The sequence below is a fragment of the Prevotella scopos JCM 17725 genome, assembly GCF_018127785.1.
Lineage (GTDB): Bacteria > Bacteroidota > Bacteroidia > Bacteroidales > Bacteroidaceae > Prevotella > Prevotella scopos.
In genome coordinates, this window is the sequence record NZ_CP072389.1 from 523,775 (window position 1) to 541,204 (window position 17,430).

Genomic DNA, 17,430 nt, shown 5'->3' on the forward strand with positions numbered 1-17,430 from the left:
TAAAGGATATCAGATATGAAGAGTAAATATATTTTCTTTGCAGTATCTTTGTTTGCAGCTTTGTCTGCAAATGCACAAGAGACGTACGAGAATGCTAAGTTAGCAGGAGAGGACTTGAATGGTACTGCACGCTACGTTGGTATGGGTGGAGCCATGGAAGCCTTGGGTGCTGATATTTCTACTATCGGTTCTAACCCAGCTGGTATCGGTTTGTTCCGTCACAGCAATGTTAGTCTCAGTGCTGGTCTTCTTATGCAATCAGATGGTAAGGAGTTCTCTAATGGCAAGAAGACTAATCTGAGTTTTGATCAGATTGGTGGTGTCTATACTACTCGTACTGGTCAGAAGTCTTTCCTTAACTTTGGTTTCAACTATCATAAGAGTAAGAACTTTGATTATATCCTTAATGCTGCAGGCTCTTTGAATGGAAGTTCACAAAATAAGCAGTCATATATTAAGGGTATGCTTGGTGATCAGAAAGTGGGTGGCTTTAATGTAGATAAAAATAAAGATGGTCAGAATATTGGTTATGTAGATGCTAAATCATCAGATGTAGCATATACTTGGAGTCAGATTGATTACCTTTATTGGAATAAATTGATTCCTGGAAGTACAGGAATTTATAATTATGAGAGGGCAACGGGATACACGCTTGATCGTGCTCATACAGGTTATATTGGTAACTACGACTTTGCTGTGAGTGGCAATATCAATGACAGGGTTTATCTCGGTCTTACCTTCGGTATGAAAGATATTCATTACAAGGGATATAGTGAGTATCGTGAGAATTTCAATAATGGTGGAGCTGTTGTTCGTGACGAGAGAAAGGTAACGGGTTCAGGTTTTGATATCACAGCTGGTGTTATCGTTCGTCCAGTAGCTGAGTCTCCATTCAGAATTGGTGCATACGTGAAATCGCCAACTTGGTATGACCTAACAACATCAAATGTTACTGGTCTTGTCTATGCTCAAGGTACGACAAGTAAAAATGCTTATGTATCTAACTCATACAACTTCAAGATGTGGACACCATGGAAGTTTGGCCTCTCCCTTGGACATACTATTGGCAATTATCTTGCTTTGGGTGCAACATACGAGTATGAGAACTACGCTGATATCAATAGCAGAGTCAACGATGGCGGCTACTACGATTATTACTATAATGAGTACTACGAGTCATCAAGTCCTGACAACGTTATGAATGCACACACTAAAGAAGCATTGAAGGGTGTTAGCACTTTAAAATTAGGTGTTGAGTACAAACCAGTAAGTAATGTTGCTTTACGTCTGGGTTACAACTATGTAAGTCCAAAATATGTAAGTGATGCGCAGAAAGATCCAGGTCTTGCTTCTTTAGGTACATCGTATGCTTCAACAACAGACTACACAAACTGGGGCGCAATCAACCGCTTTACATTAGGTGTTGGTTATCAGGTTAAGAAGTTCAATATTGATTTGGCTTATCAGTACAGTGCACAGAATGGTTCTTTTGCTCCATTCTCTAATATTAGAGATATTTCTGTTCCTTCTGGTACTACATCTGTGAAAGAGTCAAACATAGCAACAAGTGCTGATGTAAAGAACAACAGAAGTCAGTTACTCCTTACATTGGGCTATCGTTTCTAAGAAAATACATGTGAATACATAAAAGGTAAAAGAGTAAAAACTCTTTTACCTTTTTTGTTTTTAGTAAGAATAAACGCTATCTGAAGTCTTTTATTTATGACAAATCATGGTTAAGATGGTACAAGTTGAGAAAAATGCTTAAAGTGCCTATAAAATAAATACTTCTAATCTTCGGAAAAATTGGAATAGTAAGTATTTCCAAAGAAGAAAAAACATATTATATAAAACAAAAGAAAGTTTTATTTCGGTTTGCTGTCATTTTTAACATTTAATTTATCTTGCTGAAATACAATAAGTTGATTGTATATTATAAATGACAGAAGTGACAGCAAATTATGTTTGTCGATTGCTTGGTAAAAGAAGAATCTATTTTACAAAGACTCTCTTTTTATACTTTCGATATACGGAACAATGAAGTAACTCTTCGTTTATATAATGGCACAAAGAGAAAGGGAATACACAGGTAAACATTAATACCCAACACCCTGAGAAAATTAAAATGAGCATAACTAAAATTGTGCGGGTGCTTGACACGTATGGTGCGGGTGCTTAGCACATATTGTGCGGAGGGTATGCACCAAATGTGCGGAGGGTTAACTCCATCTAATAAGAAGATGCGAGAGACCATAATCAAATACTGTACATAGCCAATAGTTCCTTTGTTGCCTTTACAAGGAGTTTACAGGGTACCCACTTCCGATAAGATTTCGGCTACATCCTCAGGGGTGTTAAACAAGATTCCTTCCTCTAGCTCCTCGTCTGAAAGTTGAGCGAGTAGTTCTTTTGCTGATGGTTCATCAAAACGTGGCTCACCCTTACTATTAGTTTTAGCAAGTAAGGAGGTGAGAATTTGTTGACGATATTCTTTTATTGACATGATAAATTTGATTTTAAAATATATAATAAGGTGTATTTCCTAACTAAACTTTTAATATAAAATGAGGATGACTTTCATCTCCATAGTTCTTGTCATAGTTAAAGCCATCATATTCAAAGGCTAAGAACTCCTCTGGTTTAGCCAGTTGATTGCGGAGTATGAAACTAGTCATAGCACCACGACAGCTCTTTGCATAGACACTAACAGCTTTCAAGCGGCTCCCTTGATCAACCATAAAGAGTGGTTGAATAACTTGAACCTCCTTTAGAATTCGTTTCCAATCGAAGAGATGCTGAAATTCCTCTGTTGCCAAATGCACAAGGATGCCATCGTCAGCTTTCACCGCATCAACGAGTATATCTGTGAGATAAGGTTTCCAGTAGGCAAACATGTTTTTCCCTTCAGCTGATGGGAGTTTGGCTTTTCCTTCAAGTCGGTAAGGATGGATAAGGTCCAAAGGACGTAAAAGACCATAAAGAAAACTTGTTATCCAAAGATGTTTGTCAGCATACGAGAAGTCATCTTGACTATATTCTTGCGCTTTAAGACATTTATATGCTTGTCCGTAATAGGCAAGGAGTGCAGGAAGAAAAGCCTCATCATTGAAAAAGTCCTGATAGCGTAGCTTATTTTCAAGAGCAATCTTTTCGTTGCAAGGAATTACTTTTGCAAGCTCTTCAACAGAAAGTTCTCCCATCTCTAATGCCATCTGCCTCGCTTCCTTATGGAAACGAGGCAGATGAGTTTCAGGGGTTTGTACCGAATTGGTACTATTCATTATTTTAGCTGATGCTAATAAAATCTGCATTGGATTTGAAACTTAAGAGGTTTATATCGAATGATAACAATATTTTTATGGACAAATAAAACATATAACTTTGAGGAGTTATACCATTCCTAGATGTTTCTTTTTGTTTATATGAACAGGTATAACTCCTCTCAACGCCTAATATTTCAGTCCCATATTATAGAGGATGAAGCCGTAGATGTCAGCCTGTTCTTCTAATTGCTTAGACAATGGCTTACCACTCCCGTGACCCGCTTTCGAATCAATGCGGATGAGAGTTGGAGTATCAGCAGCATTGTATGCCTGTAATGTGGCTGCAAACTTGAAAGAATGAGCAGGTACAACGCGGTCATCATGGTCGGCAGTAGTAATCAAAGTCGCTGGATATTTAGTACCAAGACGAAGGTTGTGAAGTGGAGAGTAACTGTGAAGATAATCGAACATCTCCTTTGAGTCTGCACTTGTTCCGTAGTCTGGTGCCCAGTTCCAACCGATAGTAAACTTATGATAACGCAACATGTCCATTACACCCACCTGTGGGATACAAACCTTGAATAGGTCAGGGCGTTGTGTCATACAAGCACCAATGAGTAATCCACCATTAGAACCACCAACAATAGCAAGATAATCCTTACTTGTGTATTTGTTTTCTATAAGCCATTCTCCTGCAGAGATAAAGTCATCAAAAACGTTTTGTTTATTCATCTTCGTACCTGCTACATGCCATTCCTCACCATACTCACTACCACCACGGAGAGAGGCCTGAGCATAGATACCACCATTTTCAATGAAAGGAATGCGTATAGAAGAGAAGTAAGGTGTCAACGCAACATTAAAGCCACCATAAGCATAGAGGAATACAGGGTTCTTTCCATTACGCTTTAACCCCTTCTTATAAGTGATGAAGAGAGGAATCTTAGTTCCATCCTTACTTGGATAGAATACCTGTTCACAAACGTAGTCTGATTCCTTAAACTTAACCTTTGGTGCAGCATAAACCTTACTATTTGCTGTGCTGAGGTCGTATTGGTAGATTGTAGTTGGTACGGTGAATGAAGAGAAAGAATAGAAAACTTCCTTGCGGTCCTTCTCACCATAGAAACCTGCACTACCTAATGTAGGGAGTTTTATCTCAGAGAGTTGTTTTCCATCCATTGAATAAACGTATGCGTGGCTGGAAGCATCTTTCATATAGTTGAGAATCATCTTGCCATCAGCAAAAGTAACGCCTTCAAGCATATCTTTTGATTCTGGTACAAGTGTCTTCCACTCGCTGAAACCAGGATGTTTGAGGTCAGTAACCATCAATCGGTTCTTTGGTGCGCCATCATTGGTAAGGAAATACATCTTATCGCCAATAGTCTCAACAAGACTATATTGCATCTCAAGATTTGATGTCATTTGAATGAACTGGCTATTTGGCTGACGGAGGTCACGAACGTAAACATTATTACCAGAGCCTGCACCACTTTCATAAAGGAACATCATCGTTTCTTCCTCATTTACACCTACAGAATAGAAACGCATTGGATTTGCTGGATTCTGATAGAAAAGGATATCTTCAGACTGTGGGGTACCTATCTTGTGATAGTAGATTTTCTGGATAGAATTTACATTACTAAATTCATGCCCTTTCTGAGGAGCATCGTAAGCACTGTAATAGAAACCATCTCCTTGCCAAGAAGCGCTAGAGAACTTTGCCCAAGTAATATGATCCTCAAGGAGTTTCCCAGTCTTAACATCCATCACATAGAATTCTTGCCAGTCACTTCCGCTGCGTGAGATAGAGTAGGCCGCATACTTTCCGTTGTTAGAAAAGTAAATACCCTTCAAAGCAACAGTTCCATCAGTTGAAAGTTGATTAGGATTAAGGAATACACGTGCGTTTTTCTCGTCTCCAAGACGATCCATTATGTAGAGAACACTTTGGTTCTGCAGACCATCATTCTTGTAGAAAAGCCATTTGCCAATAGACTTAATGTAAGAAGGCGCTGATACTTTCTCATAGTTTGCTAACTCCTTCATACGTTTAAGGAGCTTACCACGGAATGGAATACGAGAGAGATACTCCTGTGTAACCTTGTTCTCAGCAGCTACCCATTCAGCAGTAGCTTTCGAACTGTCGTTCTCTAATGGTCGATAAGGATCGGCAACTTTAACACCAAAATAGGTATCTACTGTTCCATCCTTTGGTGCTTGTGGATACGTTAGCTTCTGTGCCATCATGCTTGTGGCAGACAATAATGCTGCGGTTAATAATAATTGTTTCATATAGTAAAGATTTGAAATGAATGTTTTCTGTCAAGAATTTAGATATATCAGGCTTATTAGCCCAACGGTCTAATAAGCCTAATAAGAAATTATCTTAAGCTTTCTTGATACCACTCATAGAGTTTCTCAATACCATCTTTGATTTCCACTTTGTGTGTCCAGCCTAGTTTATGTAATTTCTCAACATCGATCAACTTACGTGGAGTACCATTTGGTTTCGTAGTATCCCAGATAATGTCTCCATCAAAGTGCACGGTCTCCTTAACAAGTTCTGCAAGTTCCTTGATAGTAAGTTCCGTGCCAGTTCCAACATTGATATGGCAGTTACGAATCTCACCCAATGATGGGATTGCACCACCACGCCCTTCAGAGTTATTACGATCGACTGCTCCATCAATCTTTGCACCATAGAACACACTTGAGTATTTTTCTATGTCAATGATGTCTTTGAAATCTACGTTTAGCAAGATGTGAACACTGGCATCTGCCATGTCCTCACTCCAAAGAAATTCGCGTAATGGACTTCCATCACCCCATAAGGTTACCTTATTATCCTCTATACCGTAGAAGGCGAGTGCTTTCAAGATACGTTCCTGAGTGTTTTTTCCATCAACATTACCTTCACCTATCTCTGCACGCAACTTATCAGTTGGGTTTATTGGACGTTTGTCCATATCATTACGAATAGCCTCCCAGTTGTTTTCATGAATAAGTTTCGAGAGATAAATCTTACGCATCATTGCTGGCATGACATGTGAGTTCTCCAAATGGAAATTATCATTAGGACCATAGAGGTTTGTTGGCATGACAGCTATATAATTTGCGCCATACTGAAGGTTATAGCTTTCACACATCTTCAATCCGGCAATCTTTGCGATGGCATACTCCTCGTTGCTATATTCCAAAGGAGAAGTCAACAAGTACTCTTCGCGCATTGGTTGTGGTGCATTCTTAGGATAGATACATGTACTACCAAGGAATAGGAGTTTTTCTACTCCGTGGAGATAACTCTGCTCTATTACATTGCATTGTATCTTCATATTCTGCATGATGAAGTCAGCACGATAAAGGAAGTTTGCCATAATACCTCCTACAAAGGCTGCAGCAAGAACAACAGCATCAGGTTTCTCTTCATCAAAGAAACGTTTTACAGCCTGCTGGTCTGTTAAGTCAAGTTCTTTATGACTTCTTCCTACGAGATTTGTATAGCCACGTTGAAGAAGATTGTTCCATATTGCAGAACCAACCAAACCATTGTGTCCAGCGATATATATTTTACTATTTTTATTCATTTTGTACTTTTGAATAGACGATAAAAAGTAATAATAGCTGATAGTGAGCGATAAAAGGAATCGCCAACTATCAGCATAAGCGGTAATAATCTCTCTGCAGACGAGAGAATGAGTCAAAGGGAAATTTACTTAACGATACCCTTCTCCAAATATTCTTCAAGGTTTGTTCTAACCTTTTCAGCTGCACCTTCTGATGCAACCTTTGCCATATCGCTATCTACCATGATATTGACAAGTTCCTCAAAGCTAGTGCTGCTAGGATTCCATCCAAGTTTTGCCTTTGCCTTTGTTGGATCACCCCAAAGGTTGACGACATCAGTAGGACGATAGAAGTCAGGGCTAACCTCAATAAGTACTTTTCCTGTAGCTTTATCAATACCCTTTTCGTCCATACCTTCCCCTTGGAACTCAAGTTCAATACCAACACGTTTAAATGCATAATAGCAGAAGTCACGTACGCTATGCTGAACACCAGTTGCAATAACGAAGTCTTCAGGCTTGTCTTGCTGTAGGATTAACCACATACACTCTACATAGTCTTTAGCATATCCCCAATCGCGAAGAGAACCAAGATTACCCAAATAGAGTTTCTCTTGCTTGCCCTGCTTGATACGTGCTGCGGCAAGGGTTATCTTACGTGTAACGAATGTTTCTCCACGACGCTCACTCTCATGATTAAAGAGAATACCAGAGCAGCAATACATATTGTAAGCCTCACGATACTCCTTTGTAATCCAAAAGCCATATTGTTTAGCGACAGCGTATGGGCTATAGGGGTGGAATGGAGTATTTTCGTTCTGTGGAACTTCCTCAACCTTACCATACAACTCTGAAGTTGATGCCTGATAGATGCGACATGTCTTTGTCAAATCCAACTGACGAACAGCCTCAAGAATACGCAATACACCTACAGCATCAACATCTGCAGTAAATTCTGGAGAATCGAAACTAACCTGTACATGGCTTTGTGCGGCAAGGTTGTAAATCTCGTTAGGACGCACTTTACTAATAACACCGAGGATACTCATAGAGTCGCTAAGGTCAGCATAATGTAAATGGAAGTTAGGACGTCCTTCCAAATGAGCAATACGCTCACGGAAGTCAACTGATGAACGACGAATTGTGCCATGCACATCATAACCTTTCTCGAGTAACAACTCTGCTAAATAAGAACCATCCTGGCCTGTAATACCCGTAATAAGTGCTTTTTTCTGCATTGTATTTTTTTTTGAGTTTATAATTTTCTCAATGATAGCACAAAGATACAAATTAATATTAATACTATATCTATTTGCAACTAATAAACTTTAAGATTAGATTTATTTATTTCAAAATGGACAATAGAAATGCCCCATTATATTAAAATCTATAATCTTATTGGCTTATCTTTTGATTCTTCATACTTGATATTTCTTATTATATTTATCCTTTAGAAAGAAGTTTGTGCTCATTCTTCAAGCGTAGTAATAATCAATTATCAAAATGATGTCTCAATACTTGTGAAGCCCTTAGTTAGCGTGTTAACGTCCTTCATCAACAATAGGATAAAGCTCTATAAACTCTCCTTGGTGCTTCTTACCATCATTAATAACCTCTGCTATTTTCTCACTGACAACATCTATGGAATGAGAACCAGGTCCTGTATAATGATTATTCAAGTCGGTTGTTGTCGCACCAGGATGAATGTTGAAGATTTCAATTGGTATATTATTCTTTTCAAATTCCATTGCCATAATACTAGTCATAGCATTCTGCGCTGCCTTGCTGGTCACGTAAGCCATAGGGTGCCAATAAGGACTTACCTCCGAAGGTACTGTGATATTCACAATTCGTCCTTTATTGGCAGAAAGTAATGAGATAAGCGCCTTTGTCAAGCAGAATGTACCGACGTAGTTTACTTGTATTGTGTCTTTGACATCCTGCATCTCTGACTCATAACTTGGGACTTCCATATCTCCCGGAATACCAGCGTTGTTCACTAATAGTTCCAAGTCAGCATATTTCTCTTTTACTTCCTTAGCTGTTTGTTCTAAGGAGGAATTATCTGACAGGTTGACATATTGCCAGCCCAGAACGTCAACACCCTCTGCTTTTAATGACTTTATCGCTTCCTCAGCACGTTTTGCATTGCGCGCACCAACGATTATTTGCCAACCACTCTTGCCTAAAAACTTACAGATGCCATAGCCAATGCCTTTATTAGCACCTGTTACCAATACTTTTGCCATATTTGTTTTTCTATGTTTATCAATTTAATACTACTGCCACAAAGATACATCTTTTATTCAGAGAATAGCCTTAACCCAAGTTTAACCCCCACTTTCGCCTATTTCTTGCAGTCACCGTACTCTCCTCGTTTTTCTTATGGACTCTGTGTCCTACAAATTTTATTCTTTTTGTATGGTGAGTGTTTTAAGTTCAACTTATCGTATATCTGTTTTGCTTGCTTCGAAGGACTACTACATTGGCGCATCTCGATGTTCTCACCTAATGGATTTTTCCCTTTTGTTGTGACGAGCTTCTGGGTGCTCATACGTCGTACAATCTCAGTCCAGTAACAGGATTCTCCTTCTCGTTTTAATTGACAGCGGATGGTGTTTACCACCCAATAGGCTAATAAACCGAAGAAGAGGTGTGCGTCGCTTCGCTCATCTTTCTGATGATAGATAGGACGGAGGTTGAGGTCATTCTTAAGTTGCCTGTTCGTGCATTCTATCTCACGAATGAGATTGTAGTATTCCCATGTCACACGCTCAGAAAGTGTCCTGACATTGCTGCGGAGGAAGTAGACTCCGTGACCGGACTCCATTGCAGAGAGGTCTTTTATCTCCCAGTCTACGCGCAGCATCTGCTTGGGTTTCTTCTCATCTTTTATGTAGCTTATCTGATAGAACTTCGCTATAGATGGGTACTTCTGTATGGCACGTCCTGTACGTTCAACAACCTTTTCATAGGTTTTTGTTCCACCTTTCTTGGAGATTCCATCGTTTATTCTCTTCAGTTCCATCTCAAAACGCTCTCTCCAGACCCTGTTCATAGACGACTCTGTCATAGCTTTCGAAGGAGATGTTATTTCGAGATAATAATCCTTGTCATCTTCTGTCTTAACCTCTTTCAGCGTTATTTTCTGCCGACGGGCATCCATTACCGTAACACTCTTGTTATCATCACTGAGCGTATAGTCCTTCATCTTTGTACGGGATACGCAGAGATAATTGTAACCTTTTCTTTTGATCAGCTCCAAGTTCTCTTCCGTGGCAACACCTGCATCCATGACAACGAGCGTATCTTTTGTCCGTGATGGATTCCTCTTTGCTAACGTATCAATCATATTGGGCAGAGACTTAGGGTCTGCTGTATTACCCTCCAAGATAGAAGAATAACGTATAAAACCTTCTTTATTGATACATAGTGCAAGTACAAGTAGCTTACAGTCAGAGCGTTTTTCTTTTGATCGGCCGAACTTGGCCTTGTTGCTGTTACGCTTGCTGCCCTCGAAATAGAAGTTGGTTAAGTCGAAGAGCATCAACTTGTTGTCTATATTAAAGAGATCGTCAGTAACGTTGCACAGATGACGCTCTAACTGTTCCTTTAGTTCATATAATTTGTCAGTGACTTTATACAGAGAATTGATTCCTGGTGTCCAGCCAGGAACTCCACTATAAAGTTCACCAGCAGCCGAGTTATCACGCAAATAATAATAAGACGAACGTTCAGAAACAGCATATACTGTGCGAACAATCAATGCTGACAAAGCTGTGTGTATTGTATTCTCCGTCCAGCCGTTTTTGCGCAGGAAACCCTCTAATTGCAGTTTGTCTATCGTCTGCTTGCAGAGCCACTCAGCACCGACATTCCTTGCGTCAGTATATTTTGCCGTCTCAAGGTCAACGTAGTTCTCATATTTTCTCAGCGACTTCTGCTCTTCCTTGTTAAACCTATCAATTCCACCTTCGTTCTCCATACGGCTCCACCATTCATCAGCCTTTACCTGTTCAATAGGAGTAAGTCCGTCAAGATGTTCCTTGAAAAGCGAGGGTGTACTTCTGTTTTTGAAGCGTTCGGTAAGTGCGTATGCAATTTTTCGAACCTGTACGGCTGTAAGTGAAGGCTCGAACCCGATGTTCAACAGAATTAGCGAATGTACATGACCCTGCACGTCACGATATGACTCCTTAATGCGATAATAAGGAGCCATGTCGCCTGTTGCAGGGTTGAATCGTGTCTGTACATTTGCGTGCATGAGTGCAAAGTAACAAAATAATTTTGATATGACGGTGTCCTACAAATCAGATTTTACTCCTCGTTACAATACCCTATGCCTGATTATCAGTCTTTTATGAAATTAATACTACATAAAACATCCCGAAAATTTATGAAAAATATTTTTACCGGTTAAACTTGGGTTAAATACTAATATATAATTACAAAAATCCATCTTTTTTATAAGAAAAATAAACATCTATCTCCTTTGTCTTACTAATCGTACTACACTAATCTTTTCTTTACTATTTTTTTTACGTACCTTTGCACTTGTAATTCGTATATAAATCAATAATAAATAATAAAATTCAATGAAGTTAATCAAATCTTTGATTCTTATCATCACAGCAGGTTTATTGCTTTCTTCATGTATTAAGGAAGAAGCACTAAATGCAGAAGCCGACATTACAGATGTTGTGGTTGACGGAGTAAAACTTGTCCGTAAGCCTGTTATCACTAATAACGAAGTACTCTTCTATGTTAATGGTTGGGAAAATTTAACTAACTTAGCACCAAAATTTAATGTAACTGAAGGAGCAAAGATTGAACCCGCAAGTGGTACAGCATTTAACTTTACACAGCCTCATAGCTATACTGTGACCTCACAGGATGGTCTATGGAAGAAGACTTATAAGGTGTCTTTTGTTACAAATGATGTTGCAACTGATTTCCATTTTGAAACGCTCAAGAATGATTCAACTAGTAAATATCATACTTTTGTTGATAAAACCGCTGATGGTAATCTTGCAGAGTGGGGAAGTGGTAATGCTGGCGTTGCATTCCTCTTAGGAAATAGTAAGGCTACTGATTATCCTACAAGTCAGGCGGATGATGGCTATAAAGGGAAATGCGTGAAGTTAACCACCATAAGTACGGGCTCTGTTGGAGCTTTATTTGGTGCTCCTATTGCTGCAGGTAACCTCTTTACTGGTGATTTTCAAATTGATTTGGCAAATGCAGCAAAGTCAACTCATTTTGGTCGTCCGTTCTATAAAATACCTAAGGAATTGTCAGGCTACTACAAGTATAAAGCTGGTAAGAAGTTCCAAGACAAGAAGCAAAATGAAATTAAGAATCGTAAGGATAGTATGGCTATTTATGCTGTATTCTTTGAGACTGGAGATGGGGTTGAATATCTTGATGGTACCAACTCATTGACTAGTGACCACATAGTCCTACTTGCAGAACTTAAAAATGGTAAGGAGACGAATGAATGGACACATTTCTCAATTCCATTCAAACCTGTTGTGGGTCGTACCATAGATAAGGAAAAATTGAAGAATGGTAAGTATAGCCTTGCTATCATCATGTCATCAAGTAAGGATGGTGCTGTCTTCAATGGTGCTGTGGGTAGTACGCTTTATGTTGATGAATTAAAGTTGTACTCAGAGTGATAATTTTGAGGTTGATGAGGCTGGCTAGATTGACTAGATTCTAGTCTGACTAGACCGACTAGATATTCTAGGTCTCCTAGGCTTACTAACTGAAAAAAATAATAGATTAAGGTAAACAACAAATGAAACAACATATTATAACAATTGCAGTTACCATAATGAGCTGCACAATGTCAGCTTTTGCACAGACAGATCGTACACAGACGCTGAATGTGGCAGAGCATAATGGATGGGAATATGAGGTAAAAACAGGTGTTAACATCGGTGGTGCATCTCCACTTTCGATGCCTGTAGAAATAAGAAAGATTAGTAGTTATAGCCCAAAGTTCAACGGCACATTGGAAGGAACGGTCACCAAATGGCTTGGTGACGATCAGAAATGGGGCGTCTCTGCTGGACTGAAGTTTGAAGAGAAAGGTATGATAACGGGTGCCAATGTAAAGAACTACAGTATGGAGATCCTAAATGATGGTGATCGTGTTGCTGGTTACTGGACGGGATACGTGAAGACTAACTATAACACAACGCTTCTTACCGTTCCTGTAATGGCTAATTATCAACTCAGTGATCGTTGGAAGTTGCGTGCTGGTCTTTATTCTTCAATAAAGTTAGATGGTCAGTTCACAGGGAATGTGAGCGATGGCTATCTTCGTGAAGGTACACCTGTAGGTGAGAAACTTACATTTGAAAACGGCAACACTGCTTCTTATGATTTCTCTTCTAATCTTCGTCACTTTCAGTGGGGAGGCCAGTTGGGTGCCACATGGCGTGCTTTCAATCATTTCACGGTCAATGCCGATCTGACATGGGCGTTCAATGATATTTTTGAGAGTGAGTTTAAGACAATCAGTTTTGCCCTTTATCCTATCTACCTTAACATCGGTTTTGGATATCGTTTTTAACCCTCATCACAAGATATAAAGGAGAAGGCTCAGTGGATACATCTTTATTTATCTACTGAGCCTTCTTCTTTATTATATGGGTATATCGTTATTTTGCGATATTCCCTAGTTCAATAGCCATTTCTTCTTGCAGTTCTTTTGCTTTTACAGCAGCTACTTCAGCAAAGTCTTTATCTGTGCTTGCGTAGATAATACCACGTGATGAGTTGACAAGGAGGCCACAGTCCTTAGTCATTCCATACTTACAAACCTCCTGTAAGCTTCCACCCTGTGCACCGACACCAGGTACCAAAAGGAAATGTTCTGGTGCTATACAACGAATATCTTCAAACATCTTTCCCTGTGTTGCACCTACAACGTACATGAGGTTTTCGGTTGTACCCCATTCCTGTGATTTCTTTAAGACCTTTTCAAAGAGGCGCTCTCCCTGCTTATCCTCTGTCAGCTGGAAGTCATGACTACCTTTATTACTTGTCAATGCGAGTAGGATAACCCACTTTCCGTCATACTCGAGGAATGGCTTTACGCTGTCTTCACCCATGTAGGGAGCAACGGTAACAGAATCAAGATTATACTCTTCGAAGAACGTTTGGGCATACATCTTAGAGGTATTGCCGATATCACCACGCTTAGCATCAGCAATGATAAAGTGGTTTGGATAGTTCTCCTTTATGTATTGAATGGTCTTTTCAAATGCTAACATACCTTTCAAACCATAGCACTCATAGAAAGCAAGGTTTGGTTTGTAGGCTACGCAATAAGGTGCTGTTGCGTCAATGATTGCCTTGTTGAAAGCAAAGATAGGATCTTCCTCATTCTTTAAGTGTGATGGTATCTTGTTGATATCAGTGTCAAGTCCTACACATAAGAATGTTTTTTTTGTGAAGATTTCGTTGATTAACTGTTGTCTGTTCATAAAGGTTATCTACTAAATATTGGTTGTTACAACTCTGTTTCCTTCAACTTCTCAGCATTTTCTGCTACGGTCAAAGCGTCAATCATATCTTGGATTTCACCATTCATGAAGCCCTGAAGGTCGTGGGTAGTGAAGCCGATACGATGGTCAGTGACACGTCCCTGTGGGTAGTTATAAGTGCGGATCTTAGCACTTCGGTCACCTGTTGAGACCAAAGTCTTACGGCGACTTGCGATATCATCAACATACTTCTGATGCTCGTGGTCATAGATGTAAGTATAAAGACGGCTCAATGCGCGCTCCTTATTCTTTGGTTGGTCACGTGTCTCGGTACACTCGATAAGGATTTCTTCAACCTCACCAGTGTTAGGATTCTTCCATGGATAGCGCAGACGTACACCAGATTCAACCTTATTTACGTTCTGACCACCGGCACCACTGGAACGGAATGTATCCCACTTGATGTCGCCTTCGTTGATATTTACTTCGAACTTATCAGCCTCTGGCAATACGGCTACTGTTGCAGCAGATGTGTGCATACGGCCTTGTGTCTCGGTAGCAGGTACACGCTGTACACGGTGAACACCTGACTCATACTTTAAGGTACCATAGACATTATCACCCTCAACGGCAAAGTCAATCTCCTTAAAACCACCTGCTGTACCCTCAGAAACTGAAGTGATAGAGAGCTTCCAGCCCTTCTTGTCACAATAACGTTTGTACATATTAAAGAGGTCGCCAGCAAAGAGGGCAGCCTCATCACCACCTGCACCACCACGAATCTCCATCTGAACATTCTTTGCATCCTCAGGGTCCTTTGGTACAAGCAATAACTTGATTTCCTCTTCGAGTTTTGGCTGAAGCTCCTCATTTTCCGATAACTCTTCACGAGCCATCTCTTTCATCTCAGCATCACTCTCGTTGGCAATGATATCCTTTGCCTCTTTGATAGTGGTAAGACAGTTAATATAACGGCGGCGAGCATCCATAATGTCACCAAGATCTTTATATTCCTTCGTCAGCTTCACATAGCGTGACTGATCAGCAATAACACTTGGGTCAGTGATTAGCGTTGATACTTCTTCATAACGGGCCTCAAGACCATCAAGTTTCTGTAATATATTGTTGTTATCTATCATAATCTTTTTGTTTAATTCATAATCTGTCGTTCATAATTTACAATAGAAATCTATCTGTTTCTATAGAAAACCAATTTTCACACTTAGAGAATAACTTGATTTCTAATTGTAAATGGTGAATTTATAATTGTGAATTATCAATATTCAAATGTTCCAAACTCGCTCTTAATCGTTAAGCTGCGCTTGCCTTCTTCAATGTGTCCGACAACCTGTGCATCAATGTTGAACTCCTTGCTGATGGCGATAACCTTCTCAGCAACCTCAGGACGTACATAGATTTCCATACGATGTCCCATATTGAATACCTGATACATCTCCTTCCAATCAGTACCACTACAATCCTTAATAGCACGGAAGAGTGGAGGAACTGGGAACATATTATCTTTAATGATGCGGCAGTTTTCATTTACGAAATGCAAAACCTTAGTCTGTGCACCACCTGTACAATGTACCATACCATGAACTTCAGGACGCAATTCATCTAATAATCGTTTGATAACAGGGGCGTATGTGCGGGTGGGTGAGAGTACTAGTTCACCAGCATTAATAGGACTTCCTTCAACAGCATCGGTCAATTTATACTTTCCACTATATACTAATTCTTCAGGTACAGCATGGTCATAACTTTCTGGATAGTTCTCAGCAAGATACTTAGCAAATACATCATGACGTGCAGAAGTCAGACCATTGCTACCCATACCACCATTATAGCGTGTCTCGTATGTAGCTTGACCAGTAGATGAAAGACCTACAATCACATCGCCAGGACGGATATTTGCATTATCAATCACATCCTCACGACGCATACGGCAGGTAACGGTTGAATCGACAATAATCGTACGAACAAGGTCGCCAACATCAGCAGTCTCACCACCAGTAGGATAGATGCCGATGCCCATCTTACGCATATCAGCCAAGAGCTCGTCAGTACCATTGATGATGGCAGAGATGACTTCTCCTGGTACAAGCATCTTGTTACGGCCGATAGTGGAGCTGACAAGGATATTATCTACCGCACCCACACAGAGCAAGTCATCTGTATTCATTACGATAGCATCTTGCGCAATACCACGCCATACACTCAAGTCACCTGTCTCCTTCCAATACATATAAGCTAAGGCAGACTTCGTGCCAGCACCATCAGCGTGCATAATGTTGCAATATTCTGGATCTCCACCAAGAATATCAGGAATAATTTTACAGAAAGCCTGTGGGTAAAGACCTTTATCAATGTTCTTGATGGCGTTATGCACATCTTCCTTGGCAGCACTTACGCCGCGCATCATGTATCTGTTGTTCATATCTTAAAAGGAGTTTTCTCGTGCAAAGGTAGCTAATATTTGTTGATTATCAGCTGAATTAAAGCATAAATTTCAGACAAAGGAATCATTTATTATTTGAATAAAGAGTAAGCGACTTTCATTACCTTTTTCTGACACTATCATAGATTGAATTTAGCTTGAAATTCATTGTAACGTTACCTTCCATAATTCTTATTTAGATAGTAAACTTAACTGTAATTATTTACTCTCATGATATTTCTCATGTTTTGTCCGGAGCGCCCGGACACATGTCCCAGACCATCCGGACAACTTGTCCGGGACTTTCGGACAATTCGTATAAAGCCTTGTTATGATGATATTCAATATATATTTCATATAGAAATCTAGTGGTAGAATGTAGCTTTAAAAGCTTTTGGAAATATTTCTCCTGTGGTTATCTCCCATTCTTGCTTTTTCCATTTCAATATGGTTGTTTGCATTCTTTTGGAAGATAAGGCACATCATTTAAGTGGTTATTTATAGGAAGAAAGTTTATCTACTAATTGGGAAAGAGACAGAATTGGGAAGAAGATTATGTCATCATCTGAAGAGAAATAGTAGTTTTTTTAAGTCATAATTCTGTTTTTTTATCTATAATTCACCCTAGAAAAAACTCTTCTAACTGGCGGACTATCGAAGAA

At 39.6% G+C, this 17,430-nt stretch carries 13 protein-coding genes; 3 read left to right on the plus strand and 10 right to left on the minus strand.

The features are described from left to right. The first annotated feature begins 15 nt into the window (after window positions 1-15). Complete coding sequence (locus J4856_RS01955; protein WP_025839912.1) at window positions 16-1,626, plus strand: OmpP1/FadL family transporter; 1,611 nt, start codon at window positions 16-18, stop codon at window positions 1,624-1,626. A 679-nt stretch (window positions 1,627-2,305) separates the two neighbouring features. Here J4856_RS01955 and J4856_RS01960 read toward each other — a convergent pair. The 7 genes from J4856_RS01960 to J4856_RS01990 all read right to left on the minus strand — a co-directional run bounded on the left by J4856_RS01960 (window position 2,306) and on the right by J4856_RS01990 (window position 11,096). Further along, window positions 2,306-2,503 (minus strand): hypothetical protein, encoded by a 198-nt coding sequence (locus tag J4856_RS01960; RefSeq protein ID WP_025839911.1) that lies wholly within the window; start codon window positions 2,501-2,503, stop codon window positions 2,306-2,308. A gap of 43 nt (window positions 2,504-2,546) precedes the next feature. Continuing rightward, window positions 2,547-3,311, minus strand: a complete 765-nt coding sequence (locus tag J4856_RS01965; protein ID WP_025839910.1) for a YaaA family protein — start codon at window positions 3,309-3,311, stop codon at window positions 2,547-2,549. Between the two features lie 138 nt (window positions 3,312-3,449). Continuing rightward, window positions 3,450-5,561, minus strand: a complete 2,112-nt coding sequence (locus J4856_RS01970; protein WP_025839909.1) for a prolyl oligopeptidase family serine peptidase — start codon at window positions 5,559-5,561, stop codon at window positions 3,450-3,452. Window positions 5,562-5,650: 89 nt separating this feature from the next. Continuing rightward, a complete protein-coding gene (locus tag J4856_RS01975) occupies window positions 5,651-6,853 on the minus strand; it encodes a GDP-L-fucose synthase family protein (protein ID WP_025839908.1) in 1,203 nt (400 codons plus the stop codon). Window positions 6,854-6,978: 125 nt separating this feature from the next. Next, window positions 6,979-8,070: a GDP-mannose 4,6-dehydratase gene (gmd, locus tag J4856_RS01980; RefSeq protein WP_025839907.1), complete on the minus strand. Its 1,092-nt coding sequence runs from the start codon at window positions 8,068-8,070 to the stop codon at window positions 6,979-6,981. A 303-nt stretch (window positions 8,071-8,373) separates the two neighbouring features. Next, on the minus strand, window positions 8,374-9,081 hold the full coding sequence (locus J4856_RS01985; RefSeq protein WP_025839906.1) for an SDR family NAD(P)-dependent oxidoreductase: 708 nt from the start codon (window positions 9,079-9,081) through the stop codon (window positions 8,374-8,376). A 134-nt stretch (window positions 9,082-9,215) separates the two neighbouring features. Beyond that, window positions 9,216-11,096, minus strand: a complete 1,881-nt coding sequence (locus J4856_RS01990; protein WP_065367839.1) for an IS1634 family transposase — start codon at window positions 11,094-11,096, stop codon at window positions 9,216-9,218. Between the two features lie 331 nt (window positions 11,097-11,427). Here J4856_RS01990 and J4856_RS01995 point away from each other — a divergent pair, with 331 nt between their 5' ends. Next, a complete protein-coding gene (locus tag J4856_RS01995) occupies window positions 11,428-12,510 on the plus strand; it encodes a PCMD domain-containing protein (RefSeq protein ID WP_065368034.1) in 1,083 nt (360 codons plus the stop codon). A 122-nt stretch (window positions 12,511-12,632) separates the two neighbouring features. Beyond that, a complete protein-coding gene (locus J4856_RS02000; protein WP_025839309.1) occupies window positions 12,633-13,412 on the plus strand; it encodes a porin family protein in 780 nt (259 codons plus the stop codon). A gap of 88 nt (window positions 13,413-13,500) precedes the next feature. On the opposite strand, the gene pyrF is transcribed toward J4856_RS02000, so the two are convergent. The 3 genes from pyrF to J4856_RS02015 all read right to left on the minus strand — a co-directional run bounded on the left by pyrF (window position 13,501) and on the right by J4856_RS02015 (window position 16,768). Continuing rightward, a complete protein-coding gene (pyrF, locus tag J4856_RS02005; protein WP_065368035.1) occupies window positions 13,501-14,328 on the minus strand; it encodes an orotidine-5'-phosphate decarboxylase in 828 nt (275 codons plus the stop codon). Window positions 14,329-14,354: 26 nt separating this feature from the next. After that, window positions 14,355-15,467, minus strand: a complete 1,113-nt coding sequence (gene prfA, locus J4856_RS02010; RefSeq protein WP_025839307.1) for a peptide chain release factor 1 — start codon at window positions 15,465-15,467, stop codon at window positions 14,355-14,357. Between the two features lie 137 nt (window positions 15,468-15,604). After that, window positions 15,605-16,768 carry an AIR synthase-related protein gene (locus tag J4856_RS02015; protein ID WP_025839305.1) on the minus strand — a complete coding sequence of 388 codons (1,164 nt, stop codon included), beginning with the start codon at window positions 16,766-16,768 and terminating at the stop codon, window positions 15,605-15,607. Window positions 16,769-17,430 lie beyond the last annotated feature (662 nt).

Coding starts and splice junctions, on each gene's coding strand:
- J4856_RS01960 (WP_025839911.1), bottom strand. CDS start 2,503: ATGTCAATAAAAGAATATCGTCAACAAATTCTCACCTCCTTACTTGCT.
- J4856_RS01965 (WP_025839910.1), bottom strand. CDS start 3,311: ATGCAGATTTTATTAGCATCAGCTAAAATAATGAATAGTACCAATTCG.
- pyrF (WP_065368035.1), bottom strand. CDS start 14,328: ATGAACAGACAACAGTTAATCAACGAAATCTTCACAAAAAAAACATTC.
- J4856_RS02015 (WP_025839305.1), bottom strand. CDS start 16,768: ATGAACAACAGATACATGATGCGCGGCGTAAGTGCTGCCAAGGAAGAT.
- J4856_RS02000 (WP_025839309.1), top strand. CDS start 12,633: ATGAAACAACATATTATAACAATTGCAGTTACCATAATGAGCTGCACA.
- J4856_RS01995 (WP_065368034.1), top strand. CDS start 11,428: ATGAAGTTAATCAAATCTTTGATTCTTATCATCACAGCAGGTTTATTG.
- J4856_RS01985 (WP_025839906.1), bottom strand. CDS start 9,081: ATGGCAAAAGTATTGGTAACAGGTGCTAATAAAGGCATTGGCTATGGC.
- J4856_RS01970 (WP_025839909.1), bottom strand. CDS start 5,561: ATGAAACAATTATTATTAACCGCAGCATTATTGTCTGCCACAAGCATG.
- prfA (WP_025839307.1), bottom strand. CDS start 15,467: ATGATAGATAACAACAATATATTACAGAAACTTGATGGTCTTGAGGCC.
- J4856_RS01975 (WP_025839908.1), bottom strand. CDS start 6,853: ATGAATAAAAATAGTAAAATATATATCGCTGGACACAATGGTTTGGTT.
- gmd (WP_025839907.1), bottom strand. CDS start 8,070: ATGCAGAAAAAAGCACTTATTACGGGTATTACAGGCCAGGATGGTTCT.
- J4856_RS01990 (WP_065367839.1), bottom strand. CDS start 11,096: ATGCACGCAAATGTACAGACACGATTCAACCCTGCAACAGGCGACATG.
- J4856_RS01955 (WP_025839912.1), top strand. CDS start 16: ATGAAGAGTAAATATATTTTCTTTGCAGTATCTTTGTTTGCAGCTTTG.